At 63.3% G+C, this 26,237-nt stretch carries 20 protein-coding genes; 12 read left to right on the forward strand and 8 right to left on the reverse strand.

The features are described from left to right. The first annotated feature begins 408 nt into the window (after positions 1–408). From EB231_RS33915 to EB231_RS35685, 3 genes are all read left to right on the forward strand, one after another. A complete protein-coding gene (locus EB231_RS33915; RefSeq protein ID WP_172352588.1) occupies positions 409–849 on the forward strand; it encodes a hypothetical protein in 441 nt (146 codons plus the stop codon). Between the two features lie 198 nt (positions 850–1,047). Beyond that, positions 1,048–1,536: a hypothetical protein gene (locus EB231_RS33920; protein WP_172352589.1), complete on the forward strand. Its 489-nt coding sequence runs from the start codon at positions 1,048–1,050 to the stop codon at positions 1,534–1,536. A 289-nt stretch (positions 1,537–1,825) separates the two neighbouring features. After that, positions 1,826–2,161 (forward strand): hypothetical protein, encoded by a 336-nt coding sequence (locus tag EB231_RS35685; protein WP_445299339.1) that lies wholly within the window; start codon positions 1,826–1,828, stop codon positions 2,159–2,161. A gap of 47 nt (positions 2,162–2,208) precedes the next feature. Here EB231_RS35685 and ggt read toward each other — a convergent pair whose 3' ends face one another. The 3 genes from ggt to EB231_RS33940 all read right to left on the reverse strand — a co-directional run bounded on the left by ggt (position 2,209) and on the right by EB231_RS33940 (position 7,595). After that, positions 2,209–3,948: a gamma-glutamyltransferase gene (ggt, locus tag EB231_RS33930; RefSeq protein ID WP_172352590.1), complete on the reverse strand. Its 1,740-nt coding sequence runs from the start codon at positions 3,946–3,948 to the stop codon at positions 2,209–2,211. A gap of 98 nt (positions 3,949–4,046) precedes the next feature. Then, positions 4,047–5,339 carry an L-rhamnose catabolism isomerase gene (gene rhaI, locus EB231_RS33935; protein ID WP_172352591.1) on the reverse strand — a complete coding sequence of 431 codons (1,293 nt, stop codon included), beginning with the start codon at positions 5,337–5,339 and terminating at the stop codon, positions 4,047–4,049. A 153-nt stretch (positions 5,340–5,492) separates the two neighbouring features. Further along, positions 5,493–7,595 carry a bifunctional rhamnulose-1-phosphate aldolase/short-chain dehydrogenase gene (locus EB231_RS33940; protein ID WP_172352592.1) on the reverse strand — a complete coding sequence of 701 codons (2,103 nt, stop codon included), beginning with the start codon at positions 7,593–7,595 and terminating at the stop codon, positions 5,493–5,495. Between the two features lie 182 nt (positions 7,596–7,777). Here EB231_RS33940 and EB231_RS33945 point away from each other — a divergent pair, with 182 nt between their 5' ends. The 7 genes from EB231_RS33945 to EB231_RS33975 all read left to right on the forward strand — a co-directional run bounded on the left by EB231_RS33945 (position 7,778) and on the right by EB231_RS33975 (position 14,907). Then, a complete protein-coding gene (locus tag EB231_RS33945) occupies positions 7,778–8,581 on the forward strand; it encodes a DeoR/GlpR family DNA-binding transcription regulator (protein WP_056565871.1) in 804 nt (267 codons plus the stop codon). Between the two features lie 48 nt (positions 8,582–8,629). After that, positions 8,630–9,625 carry a rhamnose ABC transporter substrate-binding protein gene (gene rhaS / locus EB231_RS33950; protein WP_065005696.1) on the forward strand — a complete coding sequence of 332 codons (996 nt, stop codon included), beginning with the start codon at positions 8,630–8,632 and terminating at the stop codon, positions 9,623–9,625. 84 nt (positions 9,626–9,709) lie between these two features. Beyond that, entirely contained in the window at positions 9,710–11,251 is a 1,542-nt protein-coding gene (locus EB231_RS33955; protein WP_172352593.1) for a sugar ABC transporter ATP-binding protein, read from the forward strand. Further along, positions 11,248–12,225, forward strand: a complete 978-nt coding sequence (locus tag EB231_RS33960) for an ABC transporter permease (RefSeq protein ID WP_172352594.1) — start codon at positions 11,248–11,250, stop codon at positions 12,223–12,225. Before EB231_RS33955 ends, EB231_RS33960 begins: the two co-directional genes overlap by 4 nt. Further along, positions 12,222–13,217, forward strand: coding sequence for an ABC transporter permease (locus EB231_RS33965; RefSeq protein ID WP_172352595.1), 996 nt, complete (start codon positions 12,222–12,224; stop codon positions 13,215–13,217). The genes EB231_RS33960 and EB231_RS33965 overlap by 4 nt, the downstream gene beginning before the upstream one ends. Beyond that, entirely contained in the window at positions 13,217–13,534 is a 318-nt protein-coding gene (rhaM, locus tag EB231_RS33970; RefSeq protein WP_172352596.1) for an L-rhamnose mutarotase, read from the forward strand. Before EB231_RS33965 ends, rhaM begins: the two co-directional genes overlap by 1 nt. Then, complete coding sequence (locus EB231_RS33975) at positions 13,531–14,907, forward strand: FGGY-family carbohydrate kinase (protein ID WP_172352597.1); 1,377 nt, start codon at positions 13,531–13,533, stop codon at positions 14,905–14,907. The genes rhaM and EB231_RS33975 overlap by 4 nt, the downstream gene beginning before the upstream one ends. Here EB231_RS33975 and EB231_RS33980 read toward each other — a convergent pair whose 3' ends face one another. The 3 genes from EB231_RS33980 to galE form a co-directional block, all read right to left on the reverse strand. Further along, a complete protein-coding gene (locus tag EB231_RS33980; RefSeq protein WP_172352598.1) occupies positions 14,908–16,734 on the reverse strand; it encodes an alanine racemase in 1,827 nt (608 codons plus the stop codon). It lies immediately after the preceding gene. Positions 16,735–16,736: 2 nt separating this feature from the next. After that, positions 16,737–17,987 carry a D-amino acid dehydrogenase gene (locus EB231_RS33985; protein ID WP_172352599.1) on the reverse strand — a complete coding sequence of 417 codons (1,251 nt, stop codon included), beginning with the start codon at positions 17,985–17,987 and terminating at the stop codon, positions 16,737–16,739. A 103-nt stretch (positions 17,988–18,090) separates the two neighbouring features. Further along, on the reverse strand, positions 18,091–19,086 hold the full coding sequence (galE, locus tag EB231_RS33990) for a UDP-glucose 4-epimerase GalE (RefSeq protein WP_172352600.1): 996 nt from the start codon (positions 19,084–19,086) through the stop codon (positions 18,091–18,093). Positions 19,087–19,364: 278 nt separating this feature from the next. On the opposite strand from galE, the gene hemA reads away from it, so the two are divergent. Next, a complete protein-coding gene (gene hemA / locus EB231_RS33995) occupies positions 19,365–20,642 on the forward strand; it encodes a 5-aminolevulinate synthase (protein ID WP_172352601.1) in 1,278 nt (425 codons plus the stop codon). Between the two features lie 130 nt (positions 20,643–20,772). On the opposite strand, the gene EB231_RS34000 is transcribed toward hemA, so the two are convergent. Beyond that, the gene (locus tag EB231_RS34000) at positions 20,773–21,939 is read right to left on the reverse strand and encodes a pyridoxal phosphate-dependent aminotransferase (protein ID WP_172352602.1); all 1,167 of its coding nucleotides are present in this window, start codon (positions 21,937–21,939) and stop codon (positions 20,773–20,775) included. 110 nt (positions 21,940–22,049) lie between these two features. After that, positions 22,050–22,472: a large conductance mechanosensitive channel protein MscL gene (gene mscL / locus EB231_RS34005; RefSeq protein WP_172352603.1), complete on the reverse strand. Its 423-nt coding sequence runs from the start codon at positions 22,470–22,472 to the stop codon at positions 22,050–22,052. 250 nt (positions 22,473–22,722) lie between these two features. Between mscL and EB231_RS34010 the strand changes: the two genes are divergently transcribed. Further along, positions 22,723–26,229, forward strand: a complete 3,507-nt coding sequence (locus EB231_RS34010; RefSeq protein WP_172352604.1) for a PAS domain-containing hybrid sensor histidine kinase/response regulator — start codon at positions 22,723–22,725, stop codon at positions 26,227–26,229. The last annotated feature ends 8 nt before the right edge of the window (positions 26,230–26,237 follow it).

A 26,237-nucleotide genomic window follows, 5' to 3' on the forward strand; every position in this document is an offset into this window, starting at 1 on the left:
TCGAATGGGCAAAGCAGTGAACCTTCTGCGCACTCGGACGCCGCCGCCATTGATCGCGTGCAGTACGGCACTTTCGAAATCGGCTGGGAAGCACGCCTGGATCTTTGCCGCCCGTACGGCTGCCGCCACCCCAAGAAGCGCGTGGGGAGACGGAAAGCTGGCTTCGGTTGGTCTCTCCAGCGCCGCGACCGTCGTGTCGTTCTGGGTAGGCAGCGTGTTGTACCTGCTCGGCTTCGCCGCTTTACGCGGATTGTGGCGAAGAGCGCGTCGAGCGCCAGAATGCGTTCGGCAGTTTAGGTGGTGTCGGCCTGGAATGACTTTGCTCTACTCGACCCGTCAGCGGAATTGATTTGCTTGGTGATCCCCCATCCTTAGGGCAAACTTCCCGGAGGGGCTGCAGGAGGTGAAATGAGAGCACGTGCAGCGACGCTCGGGGATCTCGAGGATGTCTTCCATGGTTTGTCCAAGCGGATGTCGGACGAATACGCGGCGGCCGGTAAGGACAGCAAGATCGCCTACGACAATCTGATGATGAATTTGAAGGAAGGCCGCGCGCACGCGCTTGTCGAGGGTGACAAGGCCGTAGCGATCATCGCCTGGCATGAGAACAGCAACGCCGCCGATACGCTGTTTGCCGCGCAGGAGGATTTCTTCCGCGCCTCGACCGTGCGTTTCTGCAAGCGGCACATCCGCCACATCCAGGCGCTCGCCGGCAACCTCCCCATCCACTCACGCAGTTGGTTGCAGGGGCCTGACGTCGCCAGATGGTTCAGCGTCATCGGCTATGTCGAGCGCGGCCAGGAGAACGGCGCCAATCTGTTCGAACTGCCGCCGGCGCGCGCCAGCTGAGGAATCCTGGCTGGTGGCAGGTCTCCTCCTTGCCGCAACGCCGACTGTACCTCGCCATCGGTGGCCTTGCGAGTTGCACACTCGGCCGCCTTATGGACCGCGTGGGCAAGCGGCTTGCGCAGGGCGACGATTGGCGGGATGTTACGAAGGGGCAACCGGGGCCAGACCGGCAGGCCGAGATCGATATGGCTGCTGAAAATGTCGCGAGCTTTCTTCGCCATTCTTACCCTTGTTGCCTTGCTGACGCCGGTAGAGGCGAGCAAGCGTGTGTCTCATCTGCTCGACCGCTCCAACCTGCCGACCTCCTATCTTAGCGAATCGGATCTCGTGACCGCATACACGACCGCAATGGCACGCTTCCGTCTGCAGTTCGCGGGACGTGCGGGCGAAACCAATCTTGCGGTTTCTCTCGAACCATTGCTTTTACGGGCGGAATTCCGTGCGCGGACATGGCGCTCGGCGGACGGCAGCTTGTTGCAAGGCTTCGCCGGCAAGGGCGGCTTCCGGTTGACTATCGGCAACTGCCTGGCGCGTATCTGCGCTGCCAGCGAATGCAGCGATGCCGGTTGGCCGGTTTACACCTGCAGCGACGGACGAAAGCGCAAGATGTCCGTCACCGATTTTGTGACGGCAAGCTTCGATGGCGTCCCTTATCGTCGATTGAGCGCCTCCCCTTCACGAGAATGATGGCGCAGTGGCGGGCACTGCGACTCGCCGCCGCAGTCGTGCAGAACCCTCAGCATGCTGAATTGATCGGCGGCATCATCTTTTTTCCGCGAACATGGTCCATATGGAATGGGATGGCGGCGTGCCCCGGGGCACGGACTCGTGTCGCGTTCGAGCCAGATGGCCGAAAAATCGATGACAAGTGCCGCCGGAACGTGTTGAAGACGGCGGTCAACATGGAGAGGAACGTGCGATCGGGTTGCACTCGGCAAGTGTTGATGGTTTGTTGCCGGTCAGCGGAGAACGAGTGATGCGAGAATCCATCGGTGAAGACGAATACGGGTCTTTCGATCCGGACGACCTGCCGAATCTGAATGCAATCGGCCCGGCCATGGGCGGCGGCAACGACTTCGAAAAATACGCGGTCGCCGTGATCATCGTATTCGGCGCCCTGATCATTGGCGGGCTGATGGCCGCGTCGATGACCTTCGGCCATCGCAACGGATTCCTCTTCGCGCTTGGCGGGGCGACCTCGGCCTGGATATCGGGAAATGCGCTTCTGCTCGACCGGCCGCGCATCTATGCGCTGTTCGTCGGCATCGCCGCCCTGATGCTGATTGCATCGACTATCACGCTGGTCACTTGACGGCCCCGGCCATGAGCCGGCGCCTGTCCAATGGGTTTACCCGGATATCAATATCCGAGAGCCTCCCCCGATGCCGCACGGCTGTCGATGGCGCCATTGTAGCGTGCGCCGCCGCCCTTCTCGATTTCCGCCAGGCTCTTGCCGCCGACGAGAATGCCGGCCGCCTGGCCCCAGGTCTGGTCGCTGAGATCTAGGTGGTAGCCCATGCCGGCCAGCAGCTTTTCGGTATCGGGCGAAAGTCCGAACGGCTCGACATAGACCGTATCAGGCAGCCATTGGTGGTGGATGCGCGGCGCGTCGATCGCCTCCTGGATGTTCATGCCGTGGTCGATGACGTTGACGATCGCTTCCAGCGTGATGGTGATGATGCGCGAGCCGCCGGGACTGCCGATGACCATGAACGGCTTGCCGTCCCTGGCCACGATGGTCGGGCTCATCGATGAGAGCGGCGTCTTCTTCGGCTGGATGGCGTTGGCCTCGCCCTGGATCAGGCCATAGAGGTTCGGCACGCCGGGCTTCTGGGTGAAATCATCCATCTCGTTGTTGAGCAGGATGCCGGTGCCGTCGGCGACGACGCCTGCGCCGAAGGACCCATTCAGCGTATAGGTCACTGCAACCGCGTTACCATCCTTGTCGATGATCGAATAATGCGTGGTCTCCTTCGACTCGCCAAAACCCTTTGGCATCAGGTCCTGCGACACGCCGGCGCGGAACGGGTCGATCTTGTCGCGGATGTCCTTGGCGTAGGCTTTATCAAGCAATTTCGAGACCGGGTTGTCGACGAAATCGGGATCGCCGAGTGCCGAGTTACGGTCGACATAGGCATGGCGCATCGCCTCGACCATGACATGCACCGTCTCGGCCGAGCCAGCGCCGAGATAGGACAGCGGATAGCCCTCGAGCACGTTGAGGATTTCGCAAATGATGACACCGCCTGAGCTCGGCGGCGGCGAGGACGTGATCTCGTAGCCGCGATAGGAACAGGTCACCGGTTTTAATTCGCGCACCGCATATTGCTCGAAATCGGCCTTGGCCAGGATGCCGCCATTGGCCCCACTCGCCTTGACGATCGCGTCCGCAATAGCGCCCTTGTAGAAGGCGTCAGGGCCTTTCTCGGATATCGCCGAGAGCGAAGCGGCAAGATCAGGCTGGGTGAGCCGCTCGCCGATGCCGTAGGGCTTGCCATCGGCCTTCAGGAAGGCGGCAGCCGCGGCCGGGTCCTTCGCCAACCTTTCAGCGCTGCTGGCGAACGAGGCGGCATCGCCCTGATTGAGGATGAATCCGTCCTTGGCATAGTTGATCGCCGGCGCCATCAGGTCCTGCCTGGACAAGGTGCCATATTTCTCGCGCGCCATCTCGAAACCGGCCACCGAGCCCGGCACGCCGACCGCGAGATAGCCGTCCAGGCTGGCGCCCTTCACGGGCTTGCCGTCCTTGTCGAGATACATGGTCTTGGTCGCCGCCAGCGGCGCGCGCTCGCGAAAATCGAGGAAAGTCGATTTGCCGTCGGCGAAACGGATGGTCATGAAGCCGCCGCCGCCGATATTGCCGGCATTGGGGTAAACGACGGCCAGCGCATAGCCTACCGCGACCGCCGCATCGACCGCGTTGCCGCCCTTCTTCAACACCTCGACGCCGACTTCCGACGCCAGATGCTGAGCCGTCACCACCATGCCGTGTTCGCCTTTGGCGGGCGCTGGCGACGCCGCAAACGTCACCTGAAGTGGCGCTATCGCAAACGCAAAAGAGAGGCTGACGGCGATCAGGGTTTGGCTGATATGGCGCATGGCGGTGCTCCTGGGTGGGGTGCCCAGAAGACCCTGTCGCCGCCGTCAAGTCCACCATCAATGGTGGGCCAGACGGATCAATTCAGATGTCAGGCGCGTCAGACAATCCCGCCCGAGCCGCCGGCGACGGCAGGGCGTTCGGCCGCTACCTTGGCGCGGTAGCCAGCCGCCCGGTAGGCGGCGACGGGATCGATGGCGCCGCCGGTTTTCAGACGCGCCATGGCCAGGATCGGCTCGACATCGGTGCGGTAGGCCGCCTTCAGCGTCTGCGTCGCCATCAGCGCGTCATTGCCGTCCTGGAAACCTTCGAGTGCCTTGCGGTCGACCAGCAGGGCCTGCGCATAGGCGCGCTGCACTTCGACCGCCGACAGCATCAGGCTTTCGATCGGATCGGTGACGTTGTGGCTCTGGTCGAGCATGTGGGCCGGGTCAAAGCCGTCGGCGCCGGAAAGTTCAGCATCGACCAGTTCGTTGAAGACGAGGAACAGCCGGTAGGGATCGATCGAACCGGCATCGAGATCGTCGTCGCCATATTTGGAATCGTTGAAGTGGAAGCCGCCGAGTTTCTTGAACTGGATCAGCCGAGACACGATCATCTCGATGTTGACGTTGGGCGCATGGTGACCGAGGTCGACGAGGCAGAACGCCTTGTCGCCGAGTTCTTTCGCTATGATGTAGTTGGTGCCCCAGTCCTGCACGACGGTGGAATAGAAGGCCGGCTCATACATCTTGTGCTCGGTGAACAGCTTCCAGTCGGCGGGCAGCCCGGCATAGACCTCTTTCATCGCATCGAGATAGCGCTCGAATGCCTTGGCGAAATTGACCTGGCCCGGAAAGTTCGAGCCGTCGCCGATCCACACCGTCAGCGCCTTGGAGCCGAGCGTCTTGCCGATCTCGATGCATTCGAGATTGTGCTCGATCGCCTGCCGGCGCGTACCGGCATCGGCATGCGAGAGCGAGCCGAATTTGTAGGAAAGCGCCTGGTCCTTCGCGTCGGAGAAGGTGTTGGAATTCATGGCATCGAAGCCGAGACCGAAACGCGAGGCCGCCTGCTTCAGCCGGTTCGGGTCGGCCTTGTCCCAAGGAATGTGCAAGGAAACGGTCGGTGTCGCCTGCGTCAACTGGCTGATGACGGCACAATCCTCGATCTTGTCGAAGATGTCGCGCGGCTCGCCGGCTCCGGGGAAGCGGGCAAAGCGGGTGCCGCCTGTGCCGACGCCCCAGGAGGGGATGGCCACGGCGAATTTCTCGACCTTGTCGCGGATAGCGTCGATGGCGATGCCGCGACGGTCGAGGCGCTCGCCGAGCGAGGCGTAGTCGCGCTCGAGATCGACCTTGCGGACGGCGTTGTGGCTGGCGACGACGTCGGCGGAAATGATCGTTTCGGACAACTGCTATTCCTCCCAATATTTGTTCCGTCGGCGCCGTCCCGCCTGCCGGCACTGCAGCCCTTAGCTATCGCGCCGGGCGTTCGTCGTTCGGGAAGCCTAGCAATTGGCTCCCCGACCGCTTCGCGGACCACTTCTCACCCCTGTGAACGGGGCCTAGCGCGTAAAGCTCTGCGCATTGCCGGCGTCGACGTTGATGATGTTGCCGGTCGACTTGGCCGACATGTCGGAGGCAAAGAAATAGATCGCTTCGGCGATGTCTTCCGGGAAGACCGAGCGCTTGAGCATCGAGCGCGAACGGTAATGTTCCTCGAGGTCGTCCGTGGACATCTTGTAGGCGGCGGCACGCTGTTCCTTCCACTCGCCGGTCCAGATCTTGGAGCCGCGCAGCACCGCGTCCGGATTGACGACATTGACCCTGATCTGCGCCTCCGCGCCCTCCAGCGCCAGACACCGGGCGAGATGGATCTCGGCGGCCTTGGCGGTGCAATAGGCGGCGGCGTTGGGCGAGGCGGCAAGGCCGTTCTTGGACGCGACGAAGACGACATTGCCGCCGATCTTCTGCACCCTGAACAGCCGGAACGCTTCCCGCGAAACCAGGAAATAGCCGGTCGACAATATGTCCATGTTCTTGTTCCACAGCGCCAGCGACGTCTCCTCGATCGGCGCCGAGGAGGCGAGACCCGCGTTGGACACCAGGATGTCGATGCCGCCGAACTCGACCGCCGTTTCGGCGAAACCGGCTACGACCTGATCCTCCGAGGTGACGTTGATGACCACAGGCCGGACGAAATCCTTGCCGTACGCCTTCGCCAGTTCCTCATTGGCGCTGGCGAGCGCTGTTTCGTCGATGTCGGCCAGCACCACGCAGGCGCCTTCGCGCAACAGGCGATTGGCCGTCGCGCGGCCGATGCCGCCGGCGCCGCCGGTGACCAGCGCGATCTGCCCGGCCAGCGACTTCGGCTTCGGCATGCGCTGCAGCTTCAGATCCTCGAGCAGCCAGTATTCGATGTCGAAGGCTTCCTGGGCGGGCAGGCCGACATAGGACGAGACGGTCGAGGCGCCGCGCATGACATTGATGGCGTTGACGTAGAATTCGCCGGAGATACGCGCCGTCGCCTTGTCGCCGGCGAAGGTGAACATGCCGACACCGGGCATCAGATAGACCACGGCATTGGGATCGCGGATGGCGGGTGAATCCGGATGCTTGCAGCTGTCGTAATAGGCCTGGTAGCCGACGCGGTATGCGGCGATGTCGTCGGCGAGGCGCGCGATCACCGCATCGACATCGGGTTTGGCCGGATCGAACTCGATGACCAGCGGGCGGATCTTGGTGCGCAGGAAATGGTCGGGGCACGAGGTGCCCAGTGCCGCTAGCGGGCGCAAATCCCTGGAGTTGACGAATTCGAGCACGGCCGCCGAATCGTCGAAATGGCCGAGCTTGTGGCTCTTTTCCGAGATCAGGCCACGGATCCTGGGCATCAGTTTCGCGGCGATGGCGCGCCGTTCGGCTGCACCAAGCGACTTGACCGCCTCGCCGCCGAAAATGGCGAGGCCCTCGGAGCGGCGCTCGAACCACTCGATCGCCTGGTTGATCACCGAGATCGTCGTCTCGTAGCATTCCTTGGGCGTGTCGCCCCAGGTGAACAGGCCATGGCTTTCGAGGATGACACCCTTGGCGGCGGGATTCTCCAGGCAGAATTTCTCCAGCCACAGGCCTAGCTCGAAGCCCGGCCGCTTCCACGGCAGCCAGCCGATGGCGCCGCCGAAGATCTCTGTCGTCAGCGCTTTGGAATCCTTGGCAGCGGCGATCGCGATTATGGCGTCGGGATGCATGTGGTCGACGAAAGGCTTCGGCACATAGGCATGCAGCGGCGTGTCGATCGAGGCCGCGCGCGGATTGAGATTGAAGGTGCAGTGGGGCAGATATCCCACCATCTCGTCCTCGTGCTCGACGCCGCGATACAGGCTTTTGAGCGCGCGCAATTTGTCCATGTAGAGCGTGGCGAAACCGTCGAGCTTGATCGAAGCGCTGTCTCCACCGGAGCCCTTGACCCAGAGCACTTCGACATCAGCGCCGGTGAGCGGATCCTTCTGCCAGATCTTGGACGATGTGTTGCCGCCGCCATAGTTGGTGACGCGCTTGTCGGAGCCGAGCGTGTTCGAGCGATAGACCAGAAGCTCAGGCTCGCTCATCCCCAAGGCTTTCGCATCGTCCCACAGATTGGCAAGGCGCGAGCCGGAGCGCTTGTCGAGCATAGGTATCCTCCCTGGGACGCAAAACCGCGGTCCATTTTGCCGGGAATGTCTACGCAAGAGGCTCGCTTGTCAATCACAAACGATCAAGACCGATCATATTGCACTGCACAATGAAATTATATGATCGGAAATGATTGACAGTGCTTGTTTTGAGTGCCTAGATGGCCAGGCAGGGAGGAACGATGCACGAAAAAGAGCGCCACAGGATCATTCTGTCCGCCGTCCAGGAGAAGCCTGTGGTGACGGTGCAGGAGATGGTCGACCTGACGGAGTCCTCCGAGGCGACGATCCGGCGCGACATAGCGGCTCTTCACGTACAAAAGCGCCTGCGCCGGGTGCGCGGCGGCGCCGAGGCAATCTCGCCGCCGCAATTCATCGGCTTGGCCGGCCGGCCCTTTTCCGTCAACGAAACCATCAACGCTGCGCAGAAGCGGGCCATCGCCCGAGAAGCCGTGGAATTGTGCGGGGACGGCGAGCCGATCATCATCAATGGCGGCACCACCACCTTCCAGATGGTGCATTTCCTGACCGGCCGCCGCATGCCGATCTTCACCAATTCGTTCCCGATCGCCGAGCATCTGCTCAAGCACTCCAAGAATACGGTGATGCTGTCGGGCGGCACCATATACCGCGAGCAGAACATCATCCTGTCGCCCTTCGACAATGACGTGACGCGCAATTTCTACGCGCGCCGCATGTTCATGGGGGCGCAAGGCTTGGGACCGCTGGGCCTGATGGAAGGCGATCCGCTGCTGATCCAGGCCGAGCAGAAGCTTATCGACCAGGCCGACGAACTGGTCGTGCTGGTCGATTCCTCGAAATTCCGCAAACGCTCCAGCCTGATCCTGTGCGGGTTATCGCGCATCGCCACGGTCATCACCGATGACGGCATCGAGGATCGCGAAGCCAAGATGTTGGAGACCGCCGGCGTGACGCTGATCGTCGCCCGCAAATCGGCAAAGGAAGAATCTTCACTGCAGGCCTGAGACGCCCGCAGCGGCGATGGAAATGCAACGCTCAAGGGAGGATATACGATGAGCTTCTTGAAGAAATTGATGGTTACGGCGGCCTTTTCCGCCGCCATGTTCGTGAACGCGGCCTATGCCGAGAATGTCAAGATCGCGCTGGTGGTGAAGTCGCTCGGCAACGGCTTCTTCGACGCGGCCAACAAGGGCGCCGAAGAGGCGGCCAAGGAACTCGGCGACGTCGACATCATCTACACCGGCCCGACCAAGGCGACCGCGGAAGCGCAGATCGAAGTGGTCAATTCGCTGATCGCCCAGAAGGTCAACGCCATTGCCATTTCCGCCAATGACGCCGACGCGCTGGTGCCGGTGCTGAAGAAGGCCATGGAGCGCGGCATCACCGTCATCTCCTGGGATTCCGGTGTCGCCAAGGAAGGCCGCCAACTGCATCTCAACCCGTCCGACACCGGCCTGATCGGCGAGACCATCATCAAGCTTGCCGCCGACTACCTGCCGGAAGGCGGCGATGTCGCTATCCTGTCGGCGTCCTCGACCGCGACCAACCAGAACGCCTGGATCGACGCGGCCAAGAAAATCCTGCCGGAGAAGTTCCCCAAGATCAAACTCGTCGCCACCGTCTATGGCGATGACGATTCGGCCAAGAGCACCGACGAAGCCAAGGGCCTGCTGAAGTCCTACCCGAACCTCAAGGCGATCATCGCGCCGACCACCGTTGGCGTCGTTGCCGCCGCGCAGGTCGTCACCGACGAGAACCTGATCGGCAAGGTCAATGTCACCGGCCTCGCGCTGCCGTCCGAATTCAAGAAGTTCATCGACAACGGCGCCAGCCAGGCGGTCGCGCTGTGGAACCCGATCGACCTCGGCTATTCCGCCGTCTACCTCGCCCATGACCTGGCGGTGAAGAAGGAAGAGGCAAAGCCCGGCGCCACGCTGTCGATCGGCCGCGTCGGCAAGGTGACGCTCGACGACACCAACTCTGCGGCGATGGCTCCGCCCTTCCAGTTCGACAAGACCAACATCGAGAAGTTCTCCAAGATCTATTGATCTCTGCCCCTCTCAAGCTGTCGCGGCGGGGCTCACGTCCCGCCGCGACTTTAAACGGACCTTGTTTCAGGGCTTGATACAACGATGGACACGACAGCCCAACACGGCGCGGCGATGGAGAAGCCCCTGGCCACCACCCCACGCCTGACGCTGTCCGGCATCTCGAAGAGCTTTCCCGGCGTGCGCGCGCTGCACGATGTCAGCCTCTCGCTCTATCCGGGCCAGGTGACCGCATTGATCGGCGAGAACGGCGCCGGCAAGTCGACGCTGGTCAAGATCATGACAGGCATCTACCAGCCGGACGCCGGCACGATCAGCATCGACGGCCAGGCCGTCACCCTGCCCAGCGCGCATGCCGCCTTCGGCCATGGCGTCACCGCCATCCATCAGGAAACCGTGCTGTTCGACGATTTGACGGTCGCCGAAAACATCTTTCTTGGCCACGCGCCACGCTCGCGCTTCGGCACTATCGACTGGCGCACGATGCGCAGGAATGCCCGCGAAGTGCTCGATACCATGCATGCCGGCCATATCGATGCCGACGCCCGGCTGAAGGATCTCGGCATCGCCAACAAGCACCTCGTCGCGGTGGCGCGCGCCATGTCGATCGACGCGCGGATCGTCATCATGGACGAGCCGACCGCCGCCCTTTCGATGAAGGAGATCGAAGAGCTCTTTTTGCTGATCGAATTCCTCAAGGGCGAAGGCAAGGCGATCCTGTTCATCAGCCACAAGTTCGACGAGATCTATCGGATCGCCGACCGCTACACCGTGTTCCGCGATGGCGAGATGGTCGGCGAAGGGCTGATCAAGGACGCCGCCCAGAGCCAGATCGTGCGCATGATGGTCGGCCGCTCGGTCGATCATATCTTTCCGCAGCGCAAGGCCGAGATCGGCGCGCCGGTGCTCACCGTTTCAGGGCTTTCGCATCCGACCGAATTCAACGACATCGGCTTCGAACTGCACAAGGGTGAGATCCTGGGCTTCTACGGCCTTGTCGGCGCCGGGCGCAGCGAGGTGATGCAGGCGATATCAGGCATCACCCGCACGTCAGGCGGCACGATCACGTTGGACAGCAAGACGATCACGCCGAAATCAGCGGCGGATTCGATCGAAGCCGGCATCGTCTATGTGCCGGAGGAACGCGGCAAGCAAGGCGTGGTGATCGGCCTGCCGATCTTCCAGAACGTCTCGCTGCCCTCACTCAAGCGTACCTCCAAGTCAGGCCTGCTGCGGCTGGCGGAAGAGTTTTCGCTCGCCCGCTCCTACACCGAGCGGCTTGACCTCAGGGCCTCCTCGCTCAGCCAGGATGTCGGCACATTGTCGGGCGGCAACCAGCAGAAGATCGTCATCGCCAAATGGCTGGCGACCGCGCCCAAGGTGATCATCCTGGACGAACCGACCAAGGGCATCGACATCGGCTCCAAAGCCGCCGTGCATGGCTTCATGGCCGAACTCGTGGCGCAGGGCCTGTCGGTGATCATGGTGTCGTCGGAACTGCCGGAGATCCTCGGCATGTCGGACCGCGTCGTCGTGATGCGGGAGGGGCTTGTCGCGGCCGTTTACGAGAACAAGGGGCTCGACGCCGAAACGCTGGTTCGGACAGCAGCGGGAATCGCGGCATGAAGGCCTTTCTCAAATATCGCGAAATCTGGCTGGCCGCCGCCATCGTCGTGCTGATCGGGCTGATCTCGACCCGCTTCCCCGCCTTTGCCGATCCAGGCAATCTGCGCCAGGTGTTCAACGACACCTCGATCCTGATGATCCTGGCGCTCGGCCAGATGGTTGTCATCCTGACGCGATCGATCGACCTGTCGATGGCGTCCAACCTCTGCTTCACCGGCATGGTGGTGGCGATGCTCAACGCGGCGCACCCGGCAATCCCGATCCCGCTGCTGATCGTCGTTGCGCTGGTCGTCGGCCTGGTGCTCGGGGCCATCAACGGCCTTCTGGTGTGGCGGCTGAACATCCCTTCGATCGTGGTGACATTGGGCACGCTGACCATCTATCGCGGCGCCACTTTCGTCATATCGGGCGGTGCCTGGGTCAATGCCGACAAGATGAGCCCCGACTTCATCGGCTTCCAACGCGCCGCCTTCCTCGGCATCCCGGTGCTGTCCTGGATCGCCATACTGGTCATCGCGCTGTTCTTCATCCTGATGACACGCACGGCGCTGGGCCGCTCGATCTATGCCATCGGCGTCAACCCGACGGCATCGGTCTATGCGGGCATCGATGTCGGCCGGACCAAATTCATCGTCTTCTGCATCTCCGGCATGATCGGCGGCCTGGCCGGCTATCTCTGGATCTCGCGCTACGTGATCGCCTCGGTAGAGGTCGCCAATGGCTATGAGCTCAACATCATCGCCGCCTGCGTCATCGGCGGCATCTCGATCGCCGGCGGCATCGGCTCGGTCGGCGGTGCGGTGCTGGGGGCGCTGTTCCTAGGCATCATCTCCAACGCCCTGCCGGTCATCAATATCTCGCCCTTCTGGCAGATGGCGATTTCAGGCAGCGCCATCATCCTGGCCGTCGTGCTCAACGCACGCGGTGAACGCCAGCAGGGCCGCATCATCCTCAAGAAAGTGGAGGCGGCATGACCGACATCCCTGCCCCGCGCCATATTCCCGACCGGCTCGACAAGCCGCTGTCTTCGGCGATCTTTTCCTGGGAAGCGCTGCTGGTCATGGTGGCTGTCGCCATCTTCGCCATCAACAGCTTCGCCTCGCCCTATTTCCTCGACCCCTATTCGTTGTCCGACCTGACCTTCAACTTCACGGAGAAGGGTCTGATCGCCTTCGCCATGGCGCTGCTGATCATCTCGGGCGAGATCGACCTGTCGGTGGCCGCCATCATCGCGCTCGCCTCGACCATGATGGGCATGGCGGTGCAGGCAGGTGCCGGAACTCCGGCGCTGGTGGCGATCGGCATCGTCGTCGGCCTCGGTTGCGGCGCTTTCAACGGGCTGCTGGTGACAAGGCTCGGCCTGCCCTCCATCGTCGTCACCATCGGCACGATGAGCCTGTTTCGCGGCATCGCCTTCATCATCCTCGGCGACCAGGCCTACAAGGGCTACCCCGAAAGCTTCGCCTTCTTCGGCCAGGGCTATGTCTGGTGGGTGGTATCGTTCGAACTGGTGCTCTTCCTGATCGCGGCCGTCGTCTACTGGTTCCTCCTGCACCGCACCAGCTTCGGCCGCCGTCTCTTCGCCATCGGCAACAATCCGGTCGCGGCGCAATTTTCCGGCGTGCGCGTCGGCCGCATCAAGTTCATCCTGTTCTGCCTGACCGGGCTGATGTCGGGCATCGCCTCGGTGCTGATCACCTCGCGGCTCGGCTCGACAAGGCCGTCGATCGCGCAAGGCTATGAACTGGAAGTCATCACCATGGTGGTGCTTGGCGGCGTCAGCATTCTGGGCGGCGCCGGCAGCATTGTCGGCGTGGTGCTTGCCGCCCTCATCATGGGGCTGGTGACCTTCGGGCTCGGCCTGCTCAACGTTCCCGGTATCGTCATGTCGATCTTCATCGGCCTGCTGCTGATCATCGTCATCGCGCTGCCGATCGTCTGGCGGCGGCTGCGCGGGGGACGCTGATGCCGCAGAAATACGCGTTCAAGATGAAGCTCAAGCCGGGAATGAAGGCCGAGTACGGGAAGCGTCACGACGAGATCTGGCCGTCGCTGGTCGCGCTCTTGAAACAGGCAGGCGTCCGCGACTACTCAATCCATCTCGACGAAGAGACCAACACCCTGTTTGGCGTGCTGTGGCGGCGGGACGACCACGACATGGACGAATTGCCGAAGCATCCGGTGATGCAGCGCTGGTGGGCCCACATGGCCGACATCATGGAAACGAGGCCTGACAACGAGCCGGTGGTGGTGCCGCTGGAAACCGTGTTCCATATGGAATGAGTGCGATGCGCCACATCGCCGTGATCGACATCGGCAAGACCAACGCCAAGGTAGCGCTGGTGGACCTCACAACGTTGAGCGAGGTCGCGCTACGCCGGATGGCCAATGCGCCGCCGCGGCAGACGCCCTACCCGCACCATGATGTCGAAGCTCTGTGGACATTCATCCTCGACAGCCTGGCCAGCCTCAACCACGAGCGGCGCATCGACGCCATTTCGATCACCACCCATGGCGCGACCGGTGCGTTGGTCAACGCGTCAGGCGAACTGGTGCTGCCGGTACTCGACTATGAATTCGATGGTCCCGACGCGCTGGCGGCGGACTATGACGCGATCCGCCCGCCCTTTGCCGAGACCGGCACGCCGCGCCTGCCGCTCGGCCTCAATCTCGGCGCGCAATTCTTCTGGCAGCGGAAACGCTTTCCGGGCGAGTTCGCGCGGGCCGCGGCGATGCTGATGTATCCGCAATACTGGGCCTTGCGCCTCACCGGCGTTACCGCCAACGAGGTCACCTCGCTTGGCTGCCACACCGATCTCTGGGACCCGTGGAAGGCGGATTTCTCGTCATTGGTCGGCCGCATGGATTGGCGCCACTTGATGGCGCCGGTGCGACCGGCAAGAGACCGTCTCGGCCCGATCCTGCCCGCGCTCGCGGTACGAACCGGGCTTGATCCGCAAACACCGGTGTTCTGCGGCCTGCACGATTCCAACGCCTCGCTGCTGCCGCATCTCTTGTCGGATGCGCCACCCTTCTCGGTCGTCTCGACCGGGACCTGGGTGGTGTCGATGGCGGTCGGCGGCAAGCAGGTTACGCTGGATGCGGCGCGTGATACGCTGGTCAATGTCAATGCACTCGGCAATCCCGTGCCGTCGGCTCGCTTCATGGGCGGACGCGAATTCTCGCTGTTGACCGACGACAAGCCGCAGGATTGCAGTGGAAGCGATGTGCTTGCGGTTCTGGGAAGGAAGATCCTGCTGCTGCCGTCGACGCAACAGCGATCGGGGCCGTTCCCACAGCAGGCCGCGACATGGCTTGATGCCGACGGCATGAATGATGGCCAGCGCTTTGCCGCCATCTCTTTCTATCTGGCGCTGATGACGGCGACGTGCCTCGATCTGATCGGCGCCGACGGTCCGACCACCGTCGAAGGGCCCTTTGCCCGCAACCGGCTCTTTGTCGGCATGCTGGCGGCGGCCACCGCCCGCAGCGTCGTCGCCTCGGAAGCCGCAACCGGAACCAGCATTGGCGCGGCATTGCTGGCATCGGATCAGGCCGCGACGCACGGCAAAGGCGAAAGGCTGGAACCGCCGACCAACCCGGCCTGGGCGGACTATGTCAGCGCATGGCGCACGGCGGTCGAAGCACAAGGCTGATTACAGGATCCGCTTGCCGAAGGCCGACATGATGAAATTGACGGTATCAGTGCCGATCCTGGGCTCAAGATCCTTGGTCAGGCCGGAGACATCCATCGAAAGCAGGCCGCCGGAGAGCGCGATCGCCTCCATCGCCTGATGCGTCTCGCGCACGGTCAGCCCGCCGGAGCCAGCCGCCCAGCCGGCGAATTCGGTCGCTGTCGGCGAATAGCTGACATGAAAGCCTTGCGTGCCCGACGTGGCGATGCGGATCGCCTCATGCATCAGGTCGCGCATGCCCATGGCGTCGATGTCGGTCATGGTGAAGGCCGACACCCGCGAATCCTTCAGCACCCGCGCCTCGGCCGGATCTGCATGGCGCAGGCCGACGATGACGACATTCTCCGGCGAAAGCTGCGGCTGCAGCGCGCCGGCCTTGTGGTCGAGGCCGAGCGCACGCGCCAGCACCGAGGCCTCCGGCAGGTCGATGCCCTCTTCATCCTCCGGCATCAGGGCGGCGATGGAATCGAGCCAGATCAGGCCGAAGGAGTGCGTCGCGCGCGCCGTCACGGTCAGCGCCTTGTGGACGACGCGGCGATCAGCACCGGCGGTGAGACGGATCAGCCCCGAGGGAGGCCGCTCGACATCGGCCAGTTCGACGACGTCGAAATTCATCGCCTCCAGCCGCCCACCCGTCCCCTCGCGGGCGAGGATGCCGGCTGCTTCCGGTTCAGCCGAGATCGACACCATCTTGCGGCCGGAAAAATCCGCGACGTCGTGCATCGGCGCCTTCTCGACATATTCCGAGGTCATCGCCAACAGCATGGCGCCGTAGCTCATGCGGAAGGCAACGCGGTCGCCGACGGTGGGCCGCGGATCGGCGTCCTGCACATCGAGCAGCAGATGGTCGCTGGAGGCGCCGAGCACGCGTATCCCTTTTGCGATGGGAGTCAGCCCTTCGACCAGCACGTCCTCGCGGCCGATATTGGCGATGGCACGCAACCTGTCGCCCTCGTCGGGGAAAACGGGCTGGTTGCCGAAAGCGTCGTAGCCGGACTCGCCGATCGGCCGCGACGGCTTGAGCTTGACCTCGATGATATCGCTGGTCAGGCGGCAGGCATCGGGTTCGAGTTCGGCCCATGGCATCTCGCGAAAGGTCTCGACGCCGCCTTGCAGGATCGCCTCGCCGACCCTGAGATTGTTGATGCCGGCGGGCAACCTGCCTTCGAGCAGCAGCGTCAGCGACGACGAGGCACCGCCTGAAATCCAGTCGAGGCTTTTGCCGGACAGGCGCTCGGTCTTGTAGGCGTGAGCGACGAGCTGGCCGAGATTCTCCGGCGTCGGCATGATGGCGCCGAAGCAGCCGAGATTGGTGCCGATGCCGGCGATGCGCACCCCTTTGAATTCAAGGATCTTCTCGACGGTGGGGATCAGGTCGCTCGGCCAGATGCCTTCGCGGAGATCGCCGAGATCGATCATGAGCATGATGTCGTGGACGCGGCCCATGCGCTCGGCGATGCGCGAAATCTCGCGAATGGTGGCGAGTTCCGATTGCAGACTGATGTCGACGGTGCGCACCACCTCCTCGACGCGCGCCATGGGTGGGCTGCGCAGCAGCATGATCGGCGCGTTGATGCCGCTGTCGCGCAGCCGGCGGATGTTCTCGAAACGCGATTCGGCAATGCCGGCGACGCCGCCGCGCAGCATGGCGCGCGCCACTTGCGGCATGCCGCACATGCCTTTGGTGACGCCGAACACCTTGATGCCGGACAGTGCACAGCGGTCGACGATGGTGCGGGCGTTGCGCTCGATGCGACCAAGGTCGATGGCGACTTGCGGTCCCGACATGGCTAGCCTCCGTAGACCAGCCCCTGCGGGTCGATCTCCGGCTTGCGGCCCGCGATAAGGTCGGCCAGGAATTTCCCGGAGCCGCAGGCCATCGTCCAGCCGACATGGCCATGGCCGGTGTCGAGATAGAGATTCTCATAGCGCGCCTGGCCAATGACCGGCACGGAGTTCGGCATCATTGGCCGCAGGCCAGCCCATAGCTCCGCTTTCTTCTCATCGAAAGCGCCGGGAAAGAGATCCCTGGCAGTCCTGAACATGGTGGCAAAGTCGCTTGGCTTGTGGGTGCGGTCGAAGCCTGTGAATTCGGCGGTCGAGGCCAGCCGCAAGCGATTGCCAAGGCGCGAATAGGCCATCAGCTGGTCCTCGTCGGCGCCGCCCATGGTGGGGCCCTTGCTCTCGTCTTCCAACGGAATGGTCGCGGTGTAACCTTTCACCGGATAGACCGGCAGGTCGATGCCGTAGCGGCGGCCGAGCAGGCCGCTTTCCGGGCCCATCGAGATGACCACGGCATCGCCACCGATCGGTCCGGCGGAGGTCATCACCGCGCGCACCCGGCCGCCCCCGATATCGAGGCCTTCGACCGTCGTGCCGTAGAGAAATCTCACGCCGAGCCTTTCGGCGGCATGGGCGGCGAGCTTCTCGACGAACTGCCGGGAATCGCCGGTCTGGTCGATCGGCGAGTAGACTCCGCCGGCGATCTTTTCCTTCACGCCGGCAAGGCCCGGTTCAAGCTCGACCAGCCGGTCGCGGCCGACGATCTCGATCGGCAGGCCATGCTCGGCCAGATAGCGGTAATTGTCGGTGCCGGTGTCGAGGCTGTGCTGTGAGCGGAAGAAGTAGAGGATGCCTTTCTTGCGCTCATCATAGTGGATGCCCGTGTCCGCCGAGATGGCGTTGATGCACTCACGCGAATAGAGCGCCAGGCGTAGCTTGACCTGGCTGTTGGCGCGCAGGCGGGCCACGGTACACTGGCGCAGGAAGCGCAGGCTCCAGGCAAGGAAATAAGGATCGAAGCGCAACCGCACCTTGATGCCGAGATCATGGTTGTAGAGCCCGCGTAGGAAGGTCTTCAGCGCCGCCGGCGAGGCCCAGGCGGTGGCGTCGCCTGGCGAAACCAGCCCGGCATTCGACTGGCTGGTGCCACGCGCCGGAGCCGGATGGCGCTCTATCACGGTGACTTCGTGGCCGTCGGCAGCCAGATAATAGGCGGCCGCCGTGCCGACGACGCCAGCTCCAAGCACCGTTATCTTCATGCCATCCCCCAAAAGCTCTCCGCGGCACGGCGCCTCCACGCCGTGTCGCGACTGCTTCCATAGCCTGTCACCGCGCGCGTTGCGAGCCCTCGGGGAGCCTGGCTCAGCCGCGTGCGGAGTTCTTGCTGGTCAGGATGCGTTCCCAGGCGAGCGCGTCGGCGACGATCTGGTCGAGGTCGTCGCGCTGCGGGGCCCAGCCGAGTTCCGCTCGCGCGAGGTCCGAATTGGCGACCACGGCCGCCGCATCGCCGGGACGCCGATCGCCCATCCTCACCTCGAAATCATGACCGAAGGCGCGCCGCACGCTGTCGATCACCTCAAGCACGGAATAGCCATGGCTGTAGCCGCAATTGGCGACGAGGCTCGGCCCCCCCGCGCGCAACCGCTGCAAGGCGAGGCGATGCGCGGCGGCCAGGTCGCTGACATGGATGTAATCGCGCATGCAGGTGCCGTCCGGCGTCGGGTAGTCGGTGCCGAACACCTGCATGAAGGGACGCTTGCCGAGCGCGGTCTCGCAGGCAACCTTGATAAGATGCGTGGCGCCCGGCGTCGACTGGCCCGTGCGACCCTTTGGGTCGGCGCCGGCGACGTTGAAGTAGCGCAGCGCCGTGTAGCGGATGTCGTGCGCAAGGCCCGCGTCGCGCAGCATCCATTCGCTCATCAATTTGGAGAGGCCGTAGGGCGATTCGGGCGCCAGGCGGGCGTCCTCGCGCACCGGCTCAAGCCCGGCGCCACCATAAACGGCGGCGGTCGAGGAGAAGATGAAATTGGGCACGCCCTCACGCACCGCGGTTTCGATCAGCGTGCGCGTCTTTGAGGTGTTGTTCTCATAGTAGGCAAGCGGGTCGGCGACCGATTCCGGAACCACGATGGAGCCGGCGAAATGGATGATGGCGTCGACATGATTGTCCCGGATGATCGATCCGACCAGTTCCTTGTCGGCGACATCGCCGACGATGAGCTTTGCCTCCGGCGCCACCGCCCATTCGAAGCCGGTCGAGAGCCGGTCGAGAACGACCACGCTGTCGCCGGCATCAAGCAATTCCCAGACCATGTGGCTGCCGATATAGCCGGCGCCGCCTGTCACCAAAACCGTCATCCGCATCCTCGCATCTCAAGATTTATCGGAAACTGTCTCAAACACCGCCTTACTGGAAAGCCGTCCGCATGGCCATTAGAACCCTTGGTAACCGGCGTTCACTTGATGTGGCATCGTGTGGAAACAAAAGTGATCCACAGAGCGTGTCTTGGACCGGGAATAGGCCACGATCCGCCAGCGTTAGGAACAGGCGCGGGGCGTGGCATTTTGACCAAAGCGGCCCGGTGGACGACCAATAAGGCAATGATTATGATCCCGCGCAAAATTGGGAAGCCGACATGAACTACCAGCGGTTCTTCGAAGAAGCGATCGATCAGCTCCATGCGGAGCGTCGCTATCGTGTCTTCGCCGATCTCGAGCGTATCGCGGGCAAGTTTCCGCGCGCCATCTGGCGTTCGAACGGCCGCGCCGAGGAAATCACCGTGTGGTGCTCCAACGACTATCTCGGCATGGGCCAGCACGCGGATGTCATCGCCGCCTTCCAGAATGCGGCCGGCAAGATGGGTTCGGGAGCCGGCGGCACCCGCAACATCTCCGGCACGTCCAACCCGCTGGTCGAGCTCGAGCATGAACTCGCCGACCTGCACGGCAAGGAGGCAGCGCTGGTCTTCACGTCCGGCTTCGTCTCCAACGAAGCTTCGATCTCGACCATTGCGCGGCTTTTGCCGAACTGCCTGATCATCTCGGACGAGTTGAACCACGCCTCGATGATCGAGGGCGTGCGGCGCTCGGGCGCGGAAAAGAAGATCTTCCGCCACAATGACGTCGCGCATCTGGAGAGCCTCCTGCAGGCGGCGGGCCGCGAGCGCGCCAAGCTGATCGTCTTCGAAAGCGTCTATTCGATGGATGGCGACATCGCGCCGATCAGAGAGATCGTCGAGCTCGCCGAACGCTACAACGCCATGACCTATATCGACGAGGTCCATGCCGTGGGCATGTACGGACCGCGCGGCGGCGGCATCACCGAGCGCGAAGGCCTCGCCGACCGCATCGACATCATCCAGGGCACGCTGGCCAAGGCGTTCGGCACGCTGGGCGGCTACATCACCGGCACCAGCGCGGTGATCGACGCGGTTCGCTCCTATGCGCCGGGCTTCATCTTCACCACGGCGCTGCCGCCCGCGATCGCCGCCGCCACCACCGCCTCCATCCGCCATCTCAAGCAATCGCAGGCCGAGCGCGACGCGCAGCAGCAGCAGGCGAGCCGAACCAAACAGATCCTGGCGGCCGCCGGCCTGCCGGTGATGGACTCTCCGACCCATATCGTGCCGGTGCTGGTTGGCGATCCGGAGCTTTGCAAGATGGCGAGCGACCGGCTGCTTGGCGTTCACGGCATCTACATCCAGCCGATCAACTACCCGACCGTGCCGCGCGGCACCGAGCGGCTGCGCATCACGCCGACGCCGTTCCATTCGGATGCGCTGATCGCGCAACTGCAGGATGCACTGGTCGAGACCTGGGATGCGCTCGGCATCCCCTATGCCAGTTCCGGCCGTCCCGCTGTCGCCAAGAGCGACCGCATCATTCCGCTCCTGGTCCCCAAGTCGGGCGGCTGATCTCGGGCGGCTTAGAGCAATTCCAGGAAAAGTGTGAAACGGTTTTCCGTCCGGAATTGCGTCAAAACAAATAGTTAGAGCACTTCGCCGTTTCCGTGAAACGGTGAATTGCTCTAAAGCCACCTCCGGCTCAAACGGTCTTCATCCACTTCGCCAGCCGGTGCGCCGCTTCCTCGATCTGATCGAGCCGGCGGTGGAAGCACAGCCTGAGGAAGGCTTCGCCGCCGGGACCAAAGGCCGTGCCGGGCGCCAGGCCGACATTGGCCTTGTCGACGATCTCGAAAGCGGCCGAGCGCGAATCGGTGATGCCGTCGACGGCGAAGAACAGATAGAAGGCGCCCTGCGGCACGGTGAATCGCGCCCGGCCGGTGGCTCCGAGAATGCCGCAGACCAGGTCGCGTGCCTTCCTCGCCCGCTCCACCTGTTCGGCGACGAAGGCATCGCCCTCGTCGAGCGCGGCGATCGCACCGCGCTGCATGAATTGGGCAACACCCGAGTTCGAATACTGGATCAGGTTCTCGAACACCTGCTGCAGGCTCGGATGCGTCTTGATCCAACCGACACGCCAGCCGGTCATCGCCCAGTTCTTGGAAAAGGAGTTGACGAACAGGATGCGGTCCTCCGCCGTCGCGATGTCGAGGAAAGACGGGGCGCGGCCATGGCCATAGTGGAACAGCGAATAGATCTCGTCGGCGATGATCCAGAGGTTCTTCGCCCGCGCAAGATCGAGGATCGCCTGCAAGGTCTCGTGATCGGCGGTCCAGCCGGTCGGGTTCGAGGGCGTGTTGATGAACAGCGCCCTGGTGCGCGGCGTGATCGCCGCCGCTATCTTCTCGACGTCGCAGGACCAGCCATTGCCCGAGTTGTCGAGCGTGACCGGCACCGGAACGGCTCCCGATATCGCCGCCGCGGCATCGAAATTCGGCCAGGCCGGCGACAGATAGATAACCTCGTCGCCGGCCCCGGCGAGCGCATCGAGCGCCAGCTGGATGGCATGCATGCCGGAGCCGGTGACGATGAACTGCTCCTCGGGGAACGTCCTGGCGAAATGCCTGGCATAGTAGCGGGCAAGCGCTTGCCTGAGATCAGGAATACCCTTCTGCCAGGTGTAGAAGGTTTCGCCATTGGACAATCCCCGAGCAGCGGCGTCGGAAATGAAGGCCGGCGTCGGCAGGTCGCCCTCACCCGCCCAAAGCGGGATCAAGCCGTCGCGCAGGCGGCCGTAATTGACGACGGCGACAATGCCGCTTTCAGGTGCCGCGCGGGCTTCGGCACGCAAGCTGTCGATCAAGGTCATGGCGGGTCGGTTCCGGTCTCAAGCGTTGGTCAGCGCTCCTTACCAGATGCGAAAACAGAAAACCCCGGCCGCGAGCGACCGGGGTTTTGGTCCAGCAATGGCAGGCCGAGTTATTTCTTGGCGAGCAGATCGCGGATTTCGGTCAGCAGCGCGACATCGGCGGGGGGCGGCGCCGCGGCGGGCGCGGGCTTCTCGGCCTCAAGCCGCCGGCGCAGATTGTTCACCGCCTTGACCATCAGGAAGATGATGAAGGCGAGGATGAGGAAGTTCAGCACCACGGTGATGAAACTGCCATACGCAAAAACGGCGCCTTGCTTTTTGGCGTCCGCCAGCGAGGTGGCGTTGACGGCCGAGGAGAGGCCGAAGAAATAGTTATTGAAATCCAGGCCACCGAAAATCGCGCCGACGATCGGCATGATGATATCATTGACCAGCGAGGTAACGATCGTGCTGAAGGCGCCGCCGATGATGACGCCGACGGCCAAGTCCATCACGTTACCCTTGGAAATGAATTCCTGGAATTCTTTCAGCATTCCGACCCTCCTTGTCATGACCCGGCCGCGCTGCCGTTCCGTCCTTGCGGCATCGACCATGGGCACAATAACAAAAACCTGAAGTTGCAACATGTGTAAAAGGGAGAAAACAACCGCTTTCTCCTTGGCCGCGTCAACGTCCAGAAATCATGCCCTTCATGCGCCCAAAGCCGCGATGGACTTAGGGCTCAAGCTGTGATTGCGTTCGAACAAGCCGGATAAAAAGACGGCAAAGGAGGAAATTCCAGGCGTGCAGGGTTTGTTCATCGTCATCATCGCGATCGCCTATGTGACGCTGCTGTTCGCCATCGCCAGCCTGGGCGATCGTCGCTCGGCCATTTCAGGGCCGGGCCGCGCAAGGCCGTTCATCTACGCGCTCAGCCTGGCGATCTACTGCACCTCGTGGACCTTTTTCGGCTCCGTCGGCCTCTCGTCCGAACGCGGCCTCGAATTCCTCGGCATCTACACCGGCCCCGTGCTGGTGTTCGTGTTCGGCTTTCCTCTGCTCAACCGCATCATACGGCTGGCCAAGACCGAGAAGATCACCTCGATCGCGGACTTCCTCGGCGCGCGCTACGGCAAGAGCTTCACCGTCGCGGCGATCGCCACGCTGATCGCCACCATCGGGGCGGTGCCCTACATCGCGCTGCAATTGAAGGCGATCTCCGGCTCGGTCAGCCTGATGGTCGAGCACTATACGGGATCGCCGCCCTCCTTCGATCCGTTCGTCAGCGACATCTCGCTGGTCGTGGCGATGCTCCTGGCGTTGTTTGCCGTGCTGTTCGGCACCCGCCACGCCGACGCCACCGAACATCAGGACGGGCTGGTGCTGGCGGTGGCGGTCGAAACCGTGGTCAAGCTCGCCGCTTTCCTGGCGATCGGCCTGATGGTCACCTTCCTGATCTTCGGCGGCCCGGGCGACATGTTCGCCAAGCTGGCGCAAAATGGTCAGGTGCGGCAGGCGATGGGCTACAACACCTCGCTTGCCACCTGGCTGGTGCTGACGGGCCTCAGCGGCTGTGCCATCATCATGCTGCCGCGGCAATTCTACGTCACCATCGTCGAGAACCGCGGCGAGGCCGAGTTGCGCACCGCGACCTGGGTGTTTCCGCTCTACCTCGTGGCGATCAACCTGTTCGTGCTGCCGATCGCGTTTGCCGGCCTGTCGCTGGTCGGCACCGGCACCAGCAGCGATCTCTACGTGCTGTCGCTGCCGCTCTTCAGCGGCCACGACCTGCTGGCCATGGCGGCCTTCATCGGTGGGTTGTCCGCGGCAACAGCCATGGTGATCGTCGAAAGCGTGGCGCTGTCGATCATGATCTCCAATGACCTCGTCATTCCGCTGTTCGTGCGCCGTCTGCTCAAGACCTCGACCTTGGAGACCGAGGACTGGTCGACGCTCATCCTCAACGTGCGGCGCGGAGCGATCTTCATCCTTCTTTTCATCGCCTTCCTCTACTATCGCGAGAGCACCAACAGCGCGCGGCTGTCGTCGATCGGCCTGATGTCGTTCGCGGCCATCGCGCAATTCGCGCCGGCGCTGATCGGCGGGCTGATCTGGCGCGGCGCCAACGGCAGGGGGGCCGCGCTCGGCATGGTCGCCGGCATCCTTGTCTGGAGCTACACGCTGCTCCTGCCCTCGCTTGTCGCGCCCGACACCGACATCGTCGTGCATGGGCTGTTCGGCTTCGAGGCACTGCGCCCGCAAGCCCTGTTCGGCACGGTCGCCGAACCTCTGAACCACGGCGTGCTATGGAGCCTGTCGATCAACGCGGTGTTCTTCGTGCTCGGCTCGCTGTCGCGCGCGTCGGTGCCGCTGGAGCGCATCCAGGCATCGATCTTCGTGCCGCGCGACGCCGGCCCGATGCCCAGTCTACGCCGCTTCCGCACCGCCATCACCGTCAATGACCTCAAGGACACGATCGGCCGCTATCTCGGTGTCGAGCGCACCGAGCGCTCTTTCCAGTCGTTCGAGAGGACCAACGGCACCTCGCTGCACGGCAAGGAGCAGGCGAGCATGGACGTCATCCGCTTCTCCGAGCAGCTTTTGGCCAGCGCCGTCGGCTCCTCCTCGGCGCGGCTGATCCTGTCGCTGCTGTTCAGGCGCCATGACCGCGAATCCCGGGATGCCTTCCGCCTGCTCGACGACGCCACCGAGGCGCTGCAGCACAACCGCGACCTGCTGCAGATCGCGCTCGACCAGATGGAGCAAGGCATCACTGTCTTCGACAAGGACTTTCGGCTGATCTGCTGGAACCGCCAGTACCGGGCGCTGTTTGATCTGCCCGACGAGATGGGCCAGGTCGGCGTCTCGCTCGACCAGATCTTGCGCCACCTCGCCGAGCGAGGCGACATTCCCACCGACCAACGCGTGACAATGCTCAACCGTCTGACCAGTTTCGTCAGCCCCTGGCAGATGGAGCTGAAGACCAGCGGCCGCATTCTCGAACTGCGCTCCAACCCGATGCCGGACGGCGGCATCGTGGCCACCTATGCCGACATTTCCGGCCGCGTCGAACAGGATCTGGCGCTGAAGCGCGCCAATGAATCGCTGGAACAGCGCGTCAAGACCCGTACCATCGAGCTGACCAGGGTCAATGAGGAGTTGACCCGGGTCAACGAGGAACTGGCGCAGGCGCAGATGCTGGCCGAGGAGGCCAATCTGGGCAAGACGCGCTTCCTCGCTGCCGCCGGCCATGACATCCTGCAGCCGTTGAATGCTGCCCGGCTCTATTGCTCCTCGCTGATCGAGAAAGCCGGCAAGGGTCCGGCCGGCAAGGCCGCGGTCAACATCGAATCCTCTCTGGAATCGGTTGAGACGATCCTGGGCGCCGTGCTCGACATCTCCCGCCTCGATGCCGGCGCGATGAAGCCGGACGATACCGCCTTCAACCTCGACGGATTGCTGCGCCAGATCGGCAATGATTTTCGACCGATGGCCGCGGAGAAAAAGCTCGACCTGACGATCATGCCGTCTTCGCTGACGGTGGTGACCGACCCCAATCTGTTGCGCCGCCTGATCCAGAACCTTGTCTCCAATGCCATCAAATATACGCGCCAGGGCCGCATCCTGGTCGGCGTGCGGCGACGCGGCGAACTGGCGGAGATCCAGGTGATCGACACCGGCATCGGCATCGCCGGCGACAGGCTGAACACCGTCTTCCATGAGTTCACCCGGCTGGACGAAGGTGCGCGGGAGGCCGAGGGCCTCGGTCTCGGTCTCTCCATCGTCGACCGCATTGCCAGGGTACTCAGGCTCGAAATCCGCCTCTTCTCCAATCCGGGCAAGGGCACGCGCTTCTCGGTCATACTGCCGGTGGCGGCTGTGGCGGCGCCGCGGCGCGAGATCGAGAAGGCACCAGCACGCGCCGCTTCCTCGCTTGCCGGGCTGACAGTACTTTGCATCGACAATGACGCGCGCATCCTCGACGGCATGCGTCTTCTGCTCGAAGGTTGGGGGTGCACCGTCGACACCGCCTCCGGATCGGGAGAGCTGCTGCGGCCTGGCGCGCGCAGGCCCGACATCGTGCTTGCCGACTATCATCTCGACGGCGTCACCGGGCTCGACGCGATCAGGACCTTGCGCGCGACCTGCGGCCAGGATCTTGCGTGTGTGCTGGTCACCGCCGATCGTTCCAACGAGGTGCGCGCGGCGGCTGGCGAACTCGACGTTCCGATAATCAACAAGCCGCTGAAACCGGCGGTGCTGCGTTCGATGATGGCCAGGGTCAGGCCGCTTGCCTCGGCGGCCGAATAAGATCAGCT

The organism is Mesorhizobium sp. NZP2298, from assembly GCF_013170825.1.
Lineage (GTDB): Bacteria > Pseudomonadota > Alphaproteobacteria > Rhizobiales > Rhizobiaceae > Mesorhizobium.